The sequence below is a fragment of the uncultured Algibacter sp. genome (assembly GCF_905480415.1).
Classification (GTDB): domain Bacteria; phylum Bacteroidota; class Bacteroidia; order Flavobacteriales; family Flavobacteriaceae; genus Algibacter_B.
This window is the reverse complement of the sequence record NZ_CAJQQI010000100.1, coordinates 20,961-38,719: the sequence shown is the minus strand read 5'-3', so window position 1 is coordinate 38,719 and position 17,759 is coordinate 20,961. Positions and strand designations below refer to the sequence as shown.

The following is a 17,759-nucleotide window of genomic DNA, read 5'->3' as shown; positions in this document are numbered from 1 at the left end:
ATTAGCTTAGTGTCATTAATGCTATTATTGCTCGAATAGCTGCATATAACATATCCGATTGCGTGTCCCAAATATAGCCTTGTGATTATAAATTAGTTTCATCTATTGGCATAATCTCTATCAAAGATATCTTATTTTTGATAGAATTAAGAATCAAAGAATGACTACCAATTTAACGTTGCGAAAAATTATTCATGTAGATATGGATGCATTTTATGCCTCTGTAGCGCAAATGGATAATCCTAAACTTAAAGGGAAAGCCATTGCGGTTGGTGGCGGCGGAAAACGTGGTGTGGTAAGTGCTGCCAGTTATGAGGCTAGAAAATTTGGAGTTAAAAGTGCTATGGCTGGAACACTGGCTGTTAAATTGTGTCCAGAATTAATTTTTGTGAAGACAGATTTTGATAGATATAATGAAATATCAAAAAAGATTAGAAAGATATTTTATGATTATACGGATTTGGTTGAACCGTTATCTCTTGATGAAGCGTACTTAGATGTTACAAAAAACAAGAAAGGAAACCCAAGTGCGTCTTTAATTGCAAAAGAAATTCGAGAACGGATTTTTAATGAAGTTGGTTTAACGGCTTCAGCAGGCATTTCTATTAATAAATTTATAGCCAAAGTTGCCAGCGATTATAATAAACCTAACGGACAAAAAACGGTAAACCCTGAAGAAGTTATTGCGTTTTTAGAACAATTGGATATTAGAAAATTTTACGGTGTTGGTAAAGTTACCGCCGAAAAAATGTACCAAAAAGGTATTTTTACCGGATTCGATTTGAAGCAGAAATCTTTAGAGTATTTAGATGAACACTTCGGAAAATCTGGAGGATCCTATTATTACATTGTTAGAGGGGTTCATAATAGTGAAGTAAAACCTAATAGAATCCGGAAAAGTTTAGCTGCTGAACGTACGTTTAATAAAAACTTATCTTCTGAAATATTTATGCTTGAAAAGTTAGAGCACATAGCAGAAGAAGTTTCACGTAGATTATTAAAAAGCAACGTCGCTGGGAAAACGGTGACTTTAAAAATTAAGTATAGCGATTTTACGTTGCACACTCGTAGCAAAACTTTACCCTATTATATAGGTGATAAAGACGTGATTTTAGAAACCGCTAAAGATTTATTATACCAAGAAAAGTTGAGTAATTCTGTTCGATTATTAGGCATTTCTATGTCTAATTTAAACACTGAAAAAAAGAAAAAACCTGAACTAAAAAAAAGTGTTAGCGTACAATTGAGGTTTGAGTTTTAAATTGTTATTAACGATTAAGTAACCACTTGACTTTATCAGAAAAGTTACCAAAAGAGCTCCGCAACTCTTTTGCTCCCGATATTTTGGCGTGTGTATTACATCAACCTACTAAACGAACTTCTCCAAAAATAAAATAACTTCTGTTTTAAAATATAAGTTAGTGTACAAGTGTGTTAGCGATTGCAACGGCATCCTTTTAAATAGAAAAAACTGCTTTTGGGCAGTTTTTTCTATTTAAAAGATATAGTGCAAAGCCCGACCTTTAGGTAACGCCCAAATATTTATAATTTAAAAATTACAGGTTTCAATTTCGGTAACACGAAGCGTGTTTACCATGCCCTTTTCTTTCATTGGCATTGCTGCTAAACTTATTAGCATATCACCAACATCTAAATAACCCATTTTACAGGCAATACCGTTAACGTCGTCAATAGTTTCATCGGTGCTTACAAATTTGTCATAATAAAACGCGCGAACGCCCCAAAGTAAACTTAAACGTGTTAAAATACGTTTGTTTGATGTAAATACTAAAATATGACATGATGGTCTCCATGCCGAAATTTGAAATGCTGTGTACCCACTATTTGTTAATGTTGAAATGGCTTTTGCATTAATTTCGTTTGCCATATTAGCGGCATGGTAACATATAGATTTTGTGATATAACGGTTGGTTCGAATATGTGGTGGCAATTGCGGAACTTGAATTAATTTCGAGTTCTCTACACTTTTTAAAATATTAGCCATTTGCCTAATTACTTCAACTGGATATTGACCTACTGATGTTTCACCAGAAAGCATTACAGCATCGGCACCATCCATAACAGAATTTGCAACATCATTTACCTCTGCTCTTGTTGGAGTTAAGCTATCAATCATAGTTTCCATCATTTGCGTTGCAATAATTACTGGAATTCTTGCTTTTTTAGCACGTAACACCAATTGCTTTTGAATAAGTGGTACTGCTTCAGCAGGTACTTCTACTCCTAAATCTCCACGAGCTACCATTAAACCATCACAATGTGCAACAATTTTATCAATATTTTCTACGGCTTCTGGCTTTTCAATTTTAGCTATAATTGGAATTTTATGATCAGAATGTTTTGCTATTAAATCACGCAATTGCATTAAATCTTCTGCATGACGCACAAAAGAGAGTGCAATCCAATCTACCTCAAGACTAATGGCGAAAATAGCATCTTCAATATCTTTTTCTGTTAATGCTGGTTGTGAAATATCAGTATTTGGAAGGTTAACTCCTTTTTTAGACTTTAAGGGACCTCCTTGAATCACTTTTGCTTTTACTTCTTTCTTTTTATCAGTAGAAATCACTTCAAAAAGTAATTTACCATCATCTAAAAGAATACGTTCGCCAGGTTTTGCATCTTGCGGAAACCTATCATAGGTCATATAAACACGTTCTTTTGTACCTTCAAAACGTTCACCCGTAGCAAAGATTATTTCATCTCCAGGATTTACAACTACTTCCTCCTTCATCACACCTAGACGAAGTTTTGGGCCTTGTAAATCTGCAAGAATAGCTGCCGTATAGCCATGTTCTTCATTTAGCTCACGTATCATTTGAACACGCTCCTTTACATCGCTATAATCTGCATGAGAGAAGTTTATTCTAAATACATTTGCGCCTTCATCAAGCATGTTTTTTAAAACTTCCTTAGTACTTGTAGCGGGTCCTAAAGTTGCTACTATTTTGGTTTTTTTGTTTATTGACATTAGTTAAAAATTAAATTATCTTTAGATTTCAGTTCACTAGAATCTAGACTGTAAGCCGTTGCAATTTGAGGTATTTTTAATATACTATCTAAAATATAGTTCTCTTTACTAAAACTGAATGCGCTATCTATTTTTAAAAAATAGTTTACAGTTTTGTGTTCTGGTAATAACTGAAATATTTTGGTTATTTTTTCTTGGTTGTCGAATAACGACTTATAATCTGTTTCTCGGAGTTCTTCAGTTTTACAGATGTTAGACACCAAACTCCATGTTACTAATTGTTTATGGTCTTCCCATTCAAAAATTGAATAAGAAACCTGCCCATTATTATAGTCTATATCTGATGCTTTTCTTGAAAGCGTAATACCCAAATGTTTATTGAGAAGGTATGCTAAACGATAGTCTTCCAGATTGCAATGAATTGCAATTAAGGTATATAATGCTTCCTCAAAGGCATCATCAAGAATAAGTTTGTGAACAGTCATAACTTATATTTAACTCGTAAATATAGTATATATAAAGGGGAGTTGTATTACGTTAAAGCTAATCTTGGTAATAAACACAACTAAAACGTTATAGTTGATTCGTTTAAAATTTAGAATATTAAAGCATCTTCGACATTTTACTTTGAAATGCAAAAAAGGCGCGTTTTGAAGCTTTTTCCTCGGCCTTTTTCTTTGAAGTTGCTCTGGCTTTGGCAATAACTTTTTCGTCTATAGATAGCTTTACTGAAAAATGCCTAACGTCATCATTACCCGTATCTTCGTATACGTTGTAACCAAATGTCTTTTTTTCTTTTTGACACCACTCAATAAGTAAACTTTTGTAACTAATTACTCTTCCTTCTAGAGTTGCAATATCTACATAAGGAATTATAACACGCTTAAAAATAAATTTTTCACAGTATTTATAACCTCTATCTAAAAAAATAGCTCCTATTAAAGCTTCAAATAAATTACCATGGATATTATCTCCAAATTGACCTGCGGGGATTTTACTTTCTACTAAATTTATCAGTTCTAAATCTTTACCTAACTCATTTAGATGTTCTCTACTAACAACCTTGGATCGCATTTTGGTTAAGTAGCCTTCATCGCCACTTGGTACTTCAAGATATAGATGTGATGCAATTACCGAGCTTAACATCGCATCTCCCAAAAACTCTAAACGCTCGTAATTAAAAGGATCGCCTTTAGTGTCCTTAATATTCATAGACCGATGCGTAAATGCCTTTCTGAAGTATTTAACATTCTTAGGTTTAAACCCAAGTATTTTAGTTAATTCCATAAAAAAATTCCCGTTGCGTTTAAAACGGGAATTTAGTATGTTACGAATGCTATCCATTCGGGATTTAATCTATTTTTTTGAATATTACACAAGCGTTGTGTCCGCCAAATCCAAATGTATTACTCATTCCTACTTTTACATCACGCTTTTGAGCCTTGTTCAAGGTTAAATTTAATTCAGGATCAATGTTTTCATCTATTGTAGTGTGGTTTATTGTTGGAGGTACAATACCGTGTTCCATGGCCAATATCACCGAAATTGCTTCAATAGCTCCTGCTGCACCTAAAAGGTGACCAGTCATTGATTTAGTTGAATTTATATTTATATTCTTAGCGTGACTTCCAAATACTTCTGAAATTGCTTTAAGCTCTGCAACATCTCCTAAAGGTGTAGATGTACCATGTGTATTAATATGGTCAACATCTTCTGGATTTAGGCCTGCATTCTCTAAACAATTCTTCATTACTGCAATAACACCAATACCTTCTGGATGCGGCGCTGTCATATGATAGGCATCAGAAGATAAACCTCCTCCAATACATTCAGCATATATTTTAGCACCTCTTGCTTTTGCATGTTCATACTCTTCTAGAATCAGTGCACCTGCACCTTCTCCTAAAACAAAACCATCTCTTGTTCCATCAAATGGGCGAGAAGCTGTTTCTGGACTTTCATTTCTAGTAGATAGTGCGTGCATAGCATTAAAACCACCCATACCAGCAATAGTCACTGCGGCTTCACTTCCACCTGTAACAACCACATCTGTATGCCCTAAACGTATAGAGTTTAAAGCGTCAAACATAGCATTAGCAGAAGATGCACATGCAGAAACTGTTGTGTAATTTGGCCCCATAAAACCATGTTTTATGGAGATATTACCTGGTGCAATATCAGCAATCATTTTAGGAATAAAGAATGGATTAAATCTCGGTGTTCCATCACCAGCAGCGAAGTTTAAAACTTCTTGCTGAAAGGTTTCTAAACCACCAATACCTGCTCCCCATATAACACCTACACGCAATTTATTGACTTCATCAAGATTTAATTTTGAGTCTGCAATGGCTTCATCTGCAGCTACCATAGCGTATTGTGCAAATTTATCCATTTTACGAGCCTCTTTTCTATCAAAAAAGTCAGTCACGTTAAAGTTTTTTAATTCGCAAGCGAATTTAGTTTTAAACTTTTCGGTATCATAATATGTTACTGGCGCAGCCCCACTTTTGCCACTAATTAAGCCTTCCCAAAATTCATCTTTGGTATTACCAATTGGTGTTAAAGCTCCTAATCCTGTGACTACAACTCGCTTTAATTCCATAAAGTATTTTGATTGTTTACTTATTTAGCTTCTTCTATATAAGAGATAGCTTGACCTACTGTAGCGATGTTTTCAGCTTGATCGTCTGGTATTTGAATATCGAATTCTTTTTCGAACTCCATAATTAATTCTACAGTGTCTAAAGAGTCTGCTCCTAAATCGTTTGTGAAGCTAGCTTCAGTAACAACTTCGTTCTCATCTACTCCTAATTTGTCCACGATAATCGCTTTTACTCTTGATGCAATGTCTGACATAATCTTTTAATTTAAATGTTTTAATTAGTTGGCAAAAATAAAAAACTTATATTTTATAATACACTTTTAAGTTAAAAATGTGTCGGTAATTTACTAAAATTACTTTTAAGTAATTAGTTTTTCTCTTCTAATTGTTAATAATTATTCTTTTTTTTGTTCGAATAATATTAACACTATAGTCTGTAAAATGAAACGTATTGTAATTTTTGCGTCCGGAAGTGGAACTAATGCTGAAAATTTAATTAAGTTTTTTCACAACAGCGATAATGCGTCTGTTATTCAGGTACTAACTAACAATCCCCATGCCAAAGTTTTAGAACGCGCAAAAAAATTAAAAGTTAGTGCTTTGTCATTCAATAGAATAGCGTTTTCAAAAACAGATGACGTCTTGAATGTTTTAAAAGCTTCAAAGCCTGATTTGATAATTTTAGCCGGGTTTCTATGGAAATTCCCAGAACATATATTAAACGAATTTCCAAATAAAGTAATTAATGTACACCCTGCTTTACTTCCTAAATATGGAGGAAAAGGCATGTATGGTATGCACGTGCATGAGGCGGTTATTGCGAATAAAGAAACTGAAACTGGTATTACAATTCATTATGTAAATGAACGTTATGACGAAGGTGCTACTATTTTTCAGGTAAAATGTGATATTTCTGCAACCGATAATGCAAATGATGTCGCGTCGAAAATTCATGAATTAGAGATGGAACATTTTCCGAAAGTGGTTGAAAAGCTTTTAAATGAGTAAAAAGAAAAGAAAATATTATACCGTTTGGAAAGGGCATCATATCGGCGTTTTCGAATCTTGGAATGACTGCAAATCCCAAATAAAAGATTACCAAGGCGCACAATACAAATCGTTTTCAACGATTGAAGCGGCTAAAAAAGCTTTAAAAGGTAACTATAAGGACTATATAGGTAACGGCAAGAAATTTACGAGTGAACTATCTGGGGAGCAGCTTAAAAAGATAGGACAACCTAACTACAATTCTATTTCTGTTGATGCAGCATCGAGTGGTAATCCTGGGAAAATGGAATATCGAGGAGTAGATACTAAAACTAAAAAACAACTATTTATTCAAGGTCCTTTTGAAGAAGGAACAAATAACATAGGTGAGTTTTTAGCCTTAGTACATGGATTGGCTATTCTTAAAAAAAATAAAAGCGATAGAATTCTTTACACAGATTCTAGAACCGCTATGAGTTGGGTGAAGAAGAAAAACTGCAACACCAAACTAGAACATAACCAAAAAAACAAACCCGTTTTTGATTTAGTTGAAAGGGCTATAGAATGGTTAAAAAGCAACACCTATAATACCGTAATTGTAAAATGGGAAACCAAAGCTTGGGGAGAAATTCCTGCTGATTTTGGCAGAAAGTAACTTACATCTTATCAACACCCCTTAAAACACTAAAAAAATTAGGGACACCTTTAATTACATCCCCAATCTTAAAGTAATAATAGCATCTAACGCTAAAACACCATCTTATTTAAAAATGTCACATAAGGGTTAAAAAATATTCTAATCGTCTATTTATTGAAAAAAATATAGTCGTTGTAATCTATAAAAAGACTTATATTTGCACCTAAATTTCACATCTCATTTATGAGTAAATTAGTAATTGTAGGTACCGTGGCATTTGATGCTATTGAAACGCCTTTCGGTAAAACCGATAAAATTCTTGGTGGCGCAGCTACTTACATAGGTCTTGCTGCTTCTCATTTTAATGTTAATGCAGCTGCTGTTTCTGTTGTTGGCGGCGATTTCCCTAAAGAATATTTAGACTTATTATCAAATAAAAATATTGATGTTTCAGGAATTGAAATTGTAAAAGAAGGGAAAACATTCTTTTGGAGTGGAAAATATCATAATGATATGAATTCTCGTGACACTTTAGTCACTGAATTAAACACCCTTGCGGATTTTAATCCAGTAGTTCCTAAAGGTTATAAGGATGCTGAAGTGGTGATGTTAGGAAATTTACATCCAATCGTCCAATCTAGTGTTTTAGATCAAATGACTAAAAAACCAAAATTGGTGATCTTAGACACGATGAATTTTTGGATGGATTGCGCTTTAGACGATTTACTAAATGTTATAAAACGTGTAGATGTAATTACTATAAATGATGAAGAAGCTAGGCAATTAACAGGAGAATATTCTTTAGTAGTTGCAGCTAGAAAGATTCATGAAATGGGACCAAAGTATGTGGTAATAAAGAAAGGAGAGCATGGTGCTTTATTATTTCATAATGCCCATGTGTTTTATGCGCCTGCTTTACCATTAGAAGAAGTTTTTGATCCTACTGGTGCCGGTGACACGTTCGCAGGTGGTTTTGCTGGATATATAGCCAAAACAGGAGATGTGTCCTTTGAAAATATGAAGAATGCTGTGATATATGGTTCGACCTTGGCGTCATTTTGTGTTGAAAAATTTGGAACGGAGCGCATGCAAAATTTATCAAACGAAGAAATTCATAAGCGACTGTTGCAATTTAAACAACTAACGCAATTTGAAATAGAATTAACCTAAAAAAACGCGCTCTATTTAGAGCGCGTTTTTTATTTAAATCAATTTGTGTTTCTACTAAAGTGGGGATATAAAAATAGTTTTTCATTTTCGCGAAATCAAAGGTTAACGAATTCAGTGATATGGAATAAAATAATGAGTAAAGCCAAAACATTTTTATTATGAGCGATGTCTTAAAACACGAATGTGGAATAGCAATGATTAGACTTTTAAAACCGCTTGAGTTTTATAAAGAAAAATATGGCAGTGCATTTTATGGTGTGAATAAAATGTATTTATTGATGGAAAAACAACATAACCGAGGTCAAGACGGTGCTGGTTTTGCTAGTATAAAATTAGATACTGAACCTGGTCAACGTTACATAAGTAGAGTTCGTTCAATAGCACAACAACCCATTCAAGATATTTTCGCACAAATTAACGATAGAGTTAATAAAGAATTTGAAACGCACCCAGAGTACAAAGAGGACGTTGCTGCACAAAAAAAGAATATCCCGTACATAGGAGAAGTTTTATTAGGTCATGTTCGCTACGGAACTTTCGGAAAAAATAGCGTAGAAAGTGTTCATCCTTTTTTAAGGCAAAACAACTGGATGCATAGAAATTTAATTATGGCTGGAAACTTTAACATGACCAATGTTAAAGAACTTTTTAGTAACCTTATAGAATTAGGACAGCACCCTAAAGAATATACTGACACCATTACTATAATGGAGAAAATTGGTCATTTTCTTGATGATGCAGTGAGTAAAATATATAAAGACTTAAAAAAAGAAGGCTATAATAAACAGCAGGCATCACCGCTTATTGCTGAGCGTTTAAAAGTGGCTAAAATCTTAAGGCGAGCTGCAAAAAATTGGGATGGTGGTTATGCTATGGCCGGACTTATTGGACATGGGGATTCTTTTGTTTTGAGAGACCCTGCTGGAATTAGACCCGCTTTTTATTATAAGGATGATGAAGTAGTTGTTGTAGCTTCTGAACGACCCGTGATTCAAACAGTTTTCAATGTGAAATTTGAAGACGTTAAAGAATTAGAACCTGGACAAGCCATTATTACTAAACATTCAGGAGAAGTTAGACTTAAACAAATATTAGAACCTTTAGCAAGAAAGTCTTGTTCTTTTGAACGCATCTATTTCTCTAGAGGTAGTGATGCAGAAATATATCAAGAACGTAAAATGTTAGGTAAATTATTAATGCCTAAAGTACTTGAAGCGATTGATAATGACACAAAAAATACAGTGTTCTCGTATATTCCTAATACCGCAGAAACATCGTTTTTTGGAATGATTGAAACTGCTGAGGCTTTTATAAATAAAACTAAAACAGCAGCTATTTTAAATGGACAACGATCATTATCGGCAGCAAAAGTTACCGAGATATTATCTGAGCACGCGAGAGTTGAAAAAATAGCTATTAAAGATGTTAAACTTAGAACCTTTATTACCGAAGATAGCAGTAGAGATGATTTAGTAGCACACGTTTATGATGTAACCTATGGTGTTATTAAACCTACCGATAATCTAGTTATTATTGATGATAGTATCGTTAGAGGTACAACTTTAAAAATGAGTATCTTAAAAATGCTAGATCGTTTAAATCCTAAAAAAATAATTGTGGTGTCTTCTGCGCCACAAATACGATATCCAGATTGTTATGGCATTGATATGGCAAACCTTGAAAGCTTAGTTGCTTTTAAAGCAGCTTTAGAATTACTAAAAGATTCTGGCAAATATGATATTGTAAAAGAGGTTTATGATAAGTGTGTAACGCAAACAGATTTGGAAGATAAGCACGTACAAAATTTTGTAAAAGAAATATATGACCCTTTTACAGCCGAAGAAATATCAGATAAAATTTCAGAGTTGTTGAGTGATGAATCAATAAAGGCAGAAGTGAAAATTATTTTTCAACCTGTAGAAAATTTACATAAAGCTTGTCCTGAGCATTTGGGCGATTGGTATTTTACGGGAAACTATCCAACTGTTGGCGGGAATAGAGTTGTAAATCGTGCGTTTATCAACTTTTACGAAGGCAATAATGAACGTGCCTATTAATTATGAAATCAATAATTTTATAAGTAAAAACTGTAATATTTGCATTTCACCCAAAAAAAACGCAGTTCACCTAAAAAATAGTCAAAATATTTAAATTACGTATAAATTGGTCTCACCATAACATAAGTAGGTTAAGTTCATGGTAGATTTGGGGCAAAAAAAGGTGAACATCTGTTCGCCTTTTTTTATGCAATTTAGTTTCCTAATTAATTTGATTATATGTGTTTACACTTTACCCTAATTAGCTAACACAATTTCTTTTAAGCCAATATTTGCGTAGTTTATCTAAAATATTTTATCAAACAATATCGCTACCATATATTTGAAAAACCATAACATAAGTAGGTTAAGTTTATGGTAGATTTGGGGCAAAAAGGTGAACTAACGTTCACCTTTTTCATTTTATATACTTTCTAAAAAAATGGGAGTACCCATTTATTGGTAATGCGTTTTTCTTAAAAATAATAATTATCGCGTTAGGGATAGAAACGGCATCCTTTTTTTATGCTTACAAAACAACTCAATCTAAACATAAATCATCTTATAATTTAAATACTTGATGAGATCCGGATACAAATTTAGCATAAGAAAAGATATAGTGTAGAGCCCGACCTTTGGGTAACGCCAAAAAAAAGCAAATCCATTTCTGAATTTGCCTTTATATTTAAACTAATAACTAGTTTTATTTAGCTTCTGCGTAACGCTTTTCCATTTCATTCCAGTTAACGACATTAAAAAATGCCTTAATGTAATCTGGACGCCTATTTTGATAATTTAAATAGTATGCGTGCTCCCAAACATCAAGTCCTAAAATTGGTGTACCACCACAACTTACTCCTGGCATTAATGGATTATCCTGATTTGGCGTTGAACAAATTTCTACTTTACCTCCTTTGTGCACACACAACCATGCCCAACCAGAACCAAAACGTGTTCCTGCTGCATTTGAAAAAGCTTGTATAAATTCATCTTTTGAACCATAAGCAGCCTCAATAGCGTCTTTTAAATCACCAGACAGATAACCTCTATCTTCTGGATTCATAACCTCCCAGAACAAAGAATGATTATAAAATCCGCCACCGTTATTTCTAACAGCACTATTATTCATATCTAAATTTCCAAGAATATCATCAATAGATTTCCCTTCTAAATCTGTTCCTGCAATAGCGTTATTTAAATTATTTGTGTATCCTTGGTGATGTTTAGAATGATGTATCTCCATGGTTCTTGCATCTATATGAGGTTCTAAGGCATCATAAGCATATCCTAATTTTGGTAATTCGAAAGCCATAATTATTTTGTTTTAATTAATATTTAATTTCATTCAAATTTACACATAAAACAGGTCAATTAAAAATAATAAATTGTTATGAAACCATCGATAGTTTTTATCTTGTAAGCAAATCATTCTTCATGCAACAAACGTATCCTTTTACCATTTATAATGCCTCAGCAGGAAGCGGAAAAACATATACACTCGTAAAAGAATATTTAAAAATTTTATTTCAATCAAATCATCCAGAACCTTTTAAACGTATTCTAGCCATAACCTTTACTAATAAGGCTGTTGCAGAAATGAAAGCGCGTATTGTTGAAACACTAAAAACGTTTTCTGATGATTCTGTTTTAGAAAGTGAAAACTCGATGTTTGAGAGTATTTGCAAGGAGTTACAAATGGAACCTATTAAACTCCATGAGAAATCCAAAAGTTTATTAAATACTATACTGCACAATTATGCCGCCTTCGATATTTCTACTATTGATGGTTTTACTCATAAATTGATTAGAACTTTTGCTTATGATTTAAGACTGCCTTTGAATTTTGAAGTGGAGCTAGACCAAGATTCATTGCTCAACGAAGCTGTAGATAGTTTAATTGCCAAAGCAGGAAATGATAATGATCTTACAAAGATTTTAGTTGATTTTGCTATTGAAAAAGCTGATGATGATAAAAGTTGGGATGTGTCTTTTGATTTTAACAAGATTGCTAAACTCTTGGTAAATGAAAACGATATGCCCTTTATCAATGGTTTAAAAGACAAAACTTTAAATGATTTTAAAGTGCTTAAAGCACAACTCAAAAAAGAAATTTCAGATTTAGAAACCCATATTGTTGAAAACGCTCAAACTGTACTTACATTAATTGAAGAGTCTGGATTAGAATTTAATGACTTTACTAGTGGTTATTTGCCTAAACATTTTTCGAAATTGTCAGAAAAAAACTTTAACGTAAATTTTGATACTAAATGGCAAGAAGATATAGAAACCAAAACGTTATATCCTAAGCGAGTAACTGCTGATATTGCTTCAATAATTGAACAAATACAACCACAAATAGCATCTAGCTTTAATGTCACTAAGCGAGCTATATTTCATTTAAAATTTTTAAAAGCATTTTATAGAAATATTACACCATTATCCGTTTTGAAGGCTATAAATAGTGAGTTAGAAGTTTTAAAAGAGGATCAAAACAAAATGCTGATTTCAGAATTTAATGCCATTATTAGCAAAGAAATTTCAGCACAGCCTACACCTTTTATTTATGAACGTTTAGGTGAAAAATTTAAACATTATTTCATTGATGAGTTTCAAGATACATCTGTGATGCAATGGGAGAATTTAATCCCATTATTAGAAAATTCATTATCTACTGTAAACGGAAGCACCATGTTAGTTGGTGATGCTAAACAAGCTATATATCGCTGGCGTGGCGGAAAAGCGGAACAGTTTATTGATTTGTTTAATAAAAAAAGCAGCCCTTTTCATGCATTACAAGATGTAAGGAGTCTAAAAGAAAATTACCGAAGCTATAAAGAAGTAGTAAATTTTAACAATGGTTTTTTTAAGTTTTTAGCCAATCATGTTTTTAATAATGATGATTATAAAACTCTATTCGAAAAAGCACATCAAAATATAACAGAAGATAAAGACGGTTTTGTAACGCTCTCGTTTTTAGACAATAATAAAGAAGATGATAGAAACGAAATATTTCCTGAAGCCGTTTTAAGGACTATAAATGAGTGCATTGAAAACGGTTTTAATTTGGAAGACATTTGTGTTTTAATTAGAAAGAAAAAGGAAGGGGTTGCCATTGCTGATTATTTAAGTCAGCACGAAATTCCAATTATTTCTTCTGAAACTTTACTGATTAATAATTCACCTGATGTCGTTTTTATCAATGATTTATTATTCCTTCTTGTTCAGCCGGAAAACAATGAAACAAAAATTAAGGTTTTAAATTATTTAACCACACTTTTTAATATAGACGACAAGCATCATTTTTTTACAAATCATATTCACCTTTCTACTGATAAACTATTCAAAAGTTTGCAAAATTATGGCGTATTTATAGACTGTAATTCATTACTACAGTTTCCACTTTATGATTTAGTTGAAGCTATTGTTAGACGTTTCAATTTAGTCAAAAATTCAAATGCATACATTCAATTTTATTTGGATATTATTTTAGATTTTTCTCAAAAAAAGGGCTCTGATATTTCAGGGTTTTTAGAATACTTCGATAAGAAAAAAGATAGTTTGAGTATCATTTCTCCACAAGGACAAAATGCGGTTCAAATCATGACAATACACAAATCCAAGGGTCTAGAATTCCCTGTGGTGATTTTTCCTTATGCCGATTTAGATATTTATAGAGAATTAGAGCCTAAAGAATGGTTTAGTTTAGATTCAGAAAAATACAATGGGTTTTCACATACACTCTTAAACTATAACAAAGATTTTGAAAATTATGGAGCTGAAGGATTACGCATTTATAACAAGCATCAATCTGAACAAGAATTAGACAATATTAATTTGCTATATGTTGCACTAACACGCGCCATTGAACAAATACATATAATCTCAACAAAAGAGATATCGACTAAAGGTGAAATTAATACCAAAAAATATTCAGGCTTATTAATAAATTACCTCCAGGATCTAGGAATTTGGAATGATTCAGAGGCCAATTATAGCTTCGGAAGTTCTAAAAAAGCATCAAAAAATTCTACAAACAGAAAAGAAATGCATCTTCAAAGTGAGTTTATTTCGACAGCAAAAGAAGATCATAATATAAAAATGGTTACAAAATCCGGATTGTTGTGGGATACCAATCAGCAAGAAGCCATTGAAAAAGGAAATTTGATTCATGATATTATGGCTCAAATAAAAACTAGCGATGATGTTGATGATGTCATTATCGATTTCCTAAAGGCTTCAACTATAAATGAAGAACAGGCAGTATTCTTAAAAACAACGGTTAAAAATATTCTCGAACATCCAAAACTTCACGATTATTATTCTTCAAATTACACCGTTTATAATGAACGTGATATTATTTCAAAAAATGGTATCATTTTAAGACCTGACAGAATTGTAATAAACGTTAAAAACGAAGCTATAATTATTGATTACAAAACAGGGTTGGAAGACAAAAAACATGAACAACAACTTCAGTCTTATCAAGATGTTTTAGAAGACATGAAAATAGATGTCAAACAGAAGATTCTTATTTATATAAATGACGATATTTTAGTGAAAGATGTTTAAATTCGCATAAAACGCAATAAAATGTACGGAAAACTGAAAAATCATCTTCAAGAAGAATTGCAAGACATAAAAAATAATGGGCTTTATAAAGAAGAGCGAATCATTACTTCTGCTCAAGGAGCGGAAATAACTTTAAATACCGGTGAGACTGTATTAAATTTTTGTTCTAATAATTATTTAGGTTTATCATCTCATCCAGAAGTTATACAGGCAGCGAAAGACACTATGGATACGCATGGCTTTGGCATGAGTTCTGTTCGTTTTATTTGTGGAACACAAGATATTCATAAAGAACTGGAGCAAAAAATAGCTGATTTTTACCAAACCGAAGACACAATATTATACGCTGCTGCTTTTGATGCTAATGGAGGTGTTTTTGAACCACTACTTGGAAAAGAAGATGCCATTATCTCAGATTCCTTAAATCACGCATCTATTATAGATGGTGTGCGCCTTTGTAAAGCGGCCAGATACCGCTATCAAAATAATGATATGGTAGATTTAGAAAAGCAATTGATAGCTGCCAATGAAAATAAGGCTCGTTTTAAAATTATAGTTACAGATGGTGTGTTTTCTATGGATGGCCTTTTAGCGCCTTTGGATAAAATTTGTGATTTAGCTGATAAATACGATGCATTGGTTATGATTGACGAATGTCATGCCACTGGATTTATCGGAAAAACAGGTAGAGGCACTCTAGAGGAAAAAGGTGTTTTAAACCGTATTGATATCATAACGGGTACTCTAGGAAAAGCTTTAGGAGGTGCCATGGGTGGATATACCACTGGTAAAAAGGAAATTATAGATATGCTACGTCAGCGTTCTAGACCGTATTTATTTTCCAATTCGCTGGCGCCCGCAATTGTTGGGGCATCTATAAAGGTTTTTGATATGTTAGCAAATAATACTGAGTTTAGAGATACCTTAGAATGGAATGCAAATTATTTCAAAAAAGGAGTTAAAGATTCTGGGTTTGATATTGTAGATGGAGATTCTGCAATTGTACCTGTCATGTTATATGATGCAAAACTATCCCAAACTATGGCGAATATGTTATTAAAAGAAGGGATTTATGTTATAGGTTTCTTCTTTCCTGTAGTACCAAAAGGTAAAGCTAGAATACGCGTACAGCTTTCTACAGCGCACACAAAACAACATTTAGATAAAGCAATCACAGCTTTTAATAAAGTTGGGAAAGCTCTAAATATTATCTAAATTCAGTCTAGACTATCGACGAACTACCGATTTGTTCTATTTTTTTATATATTTGTCTTTGTTAATAACATTTAACAACTTACTTTTGTTCACGATTAACACTTAAAATTAAACTTTTGAATATGAAAAATCTTAGCAGATTATTGTTCGCTATGTTGCTTGTACTTGGTTATAGCAACGTAAATGCACAAGACAACAACAACCCATGGCAAATTACTATTGGGGTAAACGCAGTTGACGCCTATCCATCAGGAGATGGGGGGATATTTAGTGAAACATTCGGTGATGAATTATTTAACGTTGATGATCACTGGAATATTTTACCATCACTTTCAACAATCTCGGTATCTAAATATTTAAATGACGGTTTTTCTTTTGGAATTGCTGGTTCATTCAATAAGATAGATAAATGGGGAGACATCAGCACAAATCCTGATGTAACTAATGAAGTGGATAATTTATCATATTACGGTTTAGATGGTATAATCAAATATAGTTTCAGAGATGGAAAAACTTTCGATCCTTATGCAGGTATCGGTGGTGGTTACACTTGGGTAAATGACATTGGTGCTGGAACATTAAATGGTACATTAGGTCTTAACGTATGGTTAAGTGATAACATTGGTTTAACTTACCAAGCTACTTATAAACATGCTTTTGAGGATTACTTAAATTCTCACTTCCAACATACAGCTGGTTTTTCTATCAAATTTGGTGGAACCGATACTGATGATGATGGTATATACGATAAAGATGATGCTTGTCCAGATGTAGCTGGTTTAGAAGCATTCAACGGTTGTCCTGATACTGATGGTGATGGCATTGAAGATAGTAAAGACGATTGTCCTAACGAAGCTGGTTTAGCTGAGCTTAATGGTTGTCCTGATACTGACGGAGATGGTATTGCTGATAATAAAGATAACTGTCCAACAGTTGCTGGTTTAAAAGCTTTAAACGGATGTCCTGATGCTGATGGTGACGGAGTCACTGATGCTGATGATGCTTGTCCAAACGAAGCTGGTCCTGCTGCAAATAAAGGTTGTCCTTGGCCAGATGCAGACGCTGATGGTGTTTTAGATAAAGATGATAAATGTCCAGACGTTAAAGGTACTGTTGCTAACAACGGTTGTCCTGAAGTTACTGAGGCTGTTAAAAAAGCTTTAAATGCTTATGCTAAAACAATCTTATTTGATACTGGAAAAGAGAGTATAAAAGAACAATCTGCTGGTGTATTAATGGATATAGTTGCAATTTTAAACGAATACTCAACAGCTAAATTTACGATAGAAGGTCACACTGATAGTACGGGTAGTGAGAAACTTAACATGAGATTATCAGATGCTAGAGCACTTGCTGTCAAAGATTATTTAGTTAAAAATGGTGTTGACGAATTTAGACTTTCTGCTGAAGGTTATGGTGAAACAAAACCAATTGACTCTAATAAAACTAGAGCAGGTAGAGCTAACAACAGACGTGTAGAAATTAACTTAGCAAAATAAGCTAACGCAATTTTAAAATAAATAAGTTTACAAAAAACGCTTCGGATATCCG

Annotated in this window: 14 protein-coding genes; 8 read left to right on the top strand and 6 right to left on the bottom strand. The window is 33.0% G+C overall.

What is annotated here, in order from left to right:
• The first annotated feature begins 160 nt into the window (after positions 1-160).
• On the top strand, positions 161-1,261 hold the full coding sequence (gene dinB, locus QZ260_RS07065; protein ID WP_295984463.1) for a DNA polymerase IV: 1,101 nt from the start codon (positions 161-163) through the stop codon (positions 1,259-1,261).
• A 288-nt stretch (positions 1,262-1,549) separates the two neighbouring features.
• Here the strand turns inward: dinB and pyk are convergent, their stop codons facing one another.
• From pyk to QZ260_RS07040, 5 genes are all read right to left on the bottom strand, one after another.
• Positions 1,550-2,992 carry a pyruvate kinase gene (gene pyk / locus QZ260_RS07060; protein WP_295984460.1) on the bottom strand — a complete coding sequence of 481 codons (1,443 nt, stop codon included), beginning with the start codon at positions 2,990-2,992 and terminating at the stop codon, positions 1,550-1,552.
• On the bottom strand, positions 2,992-3,477 hold the full coding sequence (locus QZ260_RS07055) for an IPExxxVDY family protein (protein WP_295984457.1): 486 nt from the start codon (positions 3,475-3,477) through the stop codon (positions 2,992-2,994). Before QZ260_RS07055 ends, pyk begins: the two co-directional genes overlap by 1 nt.
• Before the next feature lie 118 nt (positions 3,478-3,595).
• On the bottom strand, positions 3,596-4,336 hold the full coding sequence (rnc, locus tag QZ260_RS07050; RefSeq protein WP_295984455.1) for a ribonuclease III: 741 nt from the start codon (positions 4,334-4,336) through the stop codon (positions 3,596-3,598).
• Positions 4,337-4,343: 7 nt separating this feature from the next.
• Entirely contained in the window at positions 4,344-5,594 is a 1,251-nt protein-coding gene (fabF, locus tag QZ260_RS07045) for a beta-ketoacyl-ACP synthase II (protein WP_295984453.1), read from the bottom strand.
• A gap of 20 nt (positions 5,595-5,614) precedes the next feature.
• A complete protein-coding gene (locus tag QZ260_RS07040; RefSeq protein WP_008269813.1) occupies positions 5,615-5,848 on the bottom strand; it encodes an acyl carrier protein in 234 nt (77 codons plus the stop codon).
• Between the two features lie 187 nt (positions 5,849-6,035).
• On the opposite strand from QZ260_RS07040, the gene QZ260_RS07035 reads away from it, so the two are divergent.
• The 4 genes from QZ260_RS07035 to QZ260_RS07020 all read left to right on the top strand — a co-directional run bounded on the left by QZ260_RS07035 (position 6,036) and on the right by QZ260_RS07020 (position 10,445).
• Entirely contained in the window at positions 6,036-6,602 is a 567-nt protein-coding gene (locus QZ260_RS07035; RefSeq protein WP_295984442.1) for a phosphoribosylglycinamide formyltransferase, read from the top strand.
• A complete protein-coding gene (locus tag QZ260_RS07030; protein ID WP_295984441.1) occupies positions 6,595-7,236 on the top strand; it encodes a ribonuclease H family protein in 642 nt (213 codons plus the stop codon). The genes QZ260_RS07035 and QZ260_RS07030 overlap by 8 nt, the downstream gene beginning before the upstream one ends.
• A 225-nt stretch (positions 7,237-7,461) precedes the next feature.
• The gene (locus QZ260_RS07025) at positions 7,462-8,388 is read left to right on the top strand and encodes a PfkB family carbohydrate kinase (protein WP_295984438.1); all 927 of its coding nucleotides are present in this window, start codon (positions 7,462-7,464) and stop codon (positions 8,386-8,388) included.
• 158 nt (positions 8,389-8,546) lie between these two features.
• Positions 8,547-10,445: an amidophosphoribosyltransferase gene (locus QZ260_RS07020; protein ID WP_295984435.1), complete on the top strand. Its 1,899-nt coding sequence runs from the start codon at positions 8,547-8,549 to the stop codon at positions 10,443-10,445.
• Between the two features lie 682 nt (positions 10,446-11,127).
• On the opposite strand, the gene QZ260_RS07015 is transcribed toward QZ260_RS07020, so the two are convergent.
• Positions 11,128-11,736, bottom strand: coding sequence for a superoxide dismutase (locus tag QZ260_RS07015; RefSeq protein WP_295984408.1), 609 nt, complete (start codon positions 11,734-11,736; stop codon positions 11,128-11,130).
• Positions 11,737-11,858: 122 nt separating this feature from the next.
• Here QZ260_RS07015 and QZ260_RS07010 point away from each other — a divergent pair, with 122 nt between their 5' ends.
• From QZ260_RS07010 to QZ260_RS07000, 3 genes are all read left to right on the top strand, one after another.
• A complete protein-coding gene (locus QZ260_RS07010) occupies positions 11,859-14,993 on the top strand; it encodes a UvrD-helicase domain-containing protein (RefSeq protein WP_295984407.1) in 3,135 nt (1,044 codons plus the stop codon).
• A gap of 21 nt (positions 14,994-15,014) precedes the next feature.
• Positions 15,015-16,208 (top strand): glycine C-acetyltransferase, encoded by a 1,194-nt coding sequence (gene kbl / locus QZ260_RS07005; RefSeq protein WP_295984405.1) that lies wholly within the window; start codon positions 15,015-15,017, stop codon positions 16,206-16,208.
• 122 nt (positions 16,209-16,330) lie between these two features.
• Positions 16,331-17,707 carry an OmpA family protein gene (locus tag QZ260_RS07000; protein ID WP_295984403.1) on the top strand — a complete coding sequence of 459 codons (1,377 nt, stop codon included), beginning with the start codon at positions 16,331-16,333 and terminating at the stop codon, positions 17,705-17,707.
• Positions 17,708-17,759 lie beyond the last annotated feature (52 nt).

What these genes read in the sequence shown, in the direction of transcription:
- QZ260_RS07000 (WP_295984403.1), top strand. Translation starts at nt 16,331, where the DNA reads ATGAAAAATCTTAGCAGATTATTGTTCGCTATGTTGCTTGTACTTGGT.
- QZ260_RS07020 (WP_295984435.1), top strand. Translation starts at nt 8,547, where the DNA reads ATGAGCGATGTCTTAAAACACGAATGTGGAATAGCAATGATTAGACTT.
- kbl (WP_295984405.1), top strand. Translation starts at nt 15,015, where the DNA reads ATGTACGGAAAACTGAAAAATCATCTTCAAGAAGAATTGCAAGACATA.
- QZ260_RS07030 (WP_295984441.1), top strand. Translation starts at nt 6,595, where the DNA reads ATGAGTAAAAAGAAAAGAAAATATTATACCGTTTGGAAAGGGCATCAT.
- QZ260_RS07010 (WP_295984407.1), top strand. Translation starts at nt 11,859, where the DNA reads ATGCAACAAACGTATCCTTTTACCATTTATAATGCCTCAGCAGGAAGC.
- dinB (WP_295984463.1), top strand. Translation starts at nt 161, where the DNA reads ATGACTACCAATTTAACGTTGCGAAAAATTATTCATGTAGATATGGAT.
- QZ260_RS07055 (WP_295984457.1), bottom strand. Translation starts at nt 3,477, where the DNA reads ATGACTGTTCACAAACTTATTCTTGATGATGCCTTTGAGGAAGCATTA.
- fabF (WP_295984453.1), bottom strand. Translation starts at nt 5,594, where the DNA reads ATGGAATTAAAGCGAGTTGTAGTCACAGGATTAGGAGCTTTAACACCA.
- QZ260_RS07025 (WP_295984438.1), top strand. Translation starts at nt 7,462, where the DNA reads ATGAGTAAATTAGTAATTGTAGGTACCGTGGCATTTGATGCTATTGAA.
- QZ260_RS07015 (WP_295984408.1), bottom strand. Translation starts at nt 11,736, where the DNA reads ATGGCTTTCGAATTACCAAAATTAGGATATGCTTATGATGCCTTAGAA.
- rnc (WP_295984455.1), bottom strand. Translation starts at nt 4,336, where the DNA reads ATGGATAGCATTCGTAACATACTAAATTCCCGTTTTAAACGCAACGGG.
- pyk (WP_295984460.1), bottom strand. Translation starts at nt 2,992, where the DNA reads ATGTCAATAAACAAAAAAACCAAAATAGTAGCAACTTTAGGACCCGCT.
- QZ260_RS07040 (WP_008269813.1), bottom strand. Translation starts at nt 5,848, where the DNA reads ATGTCAGACATTGCATCAAGAGTAAAAGCGATTATCGTGGACAAATTA.
- QZ260_RS07035 (WP_295984442.1), top strand. Translation starts at nt 6,036, where the DNA reads ATGAAACGTATTGTAATTTTTGCGTCCGGAAGTGGAACTAATGCTGAA.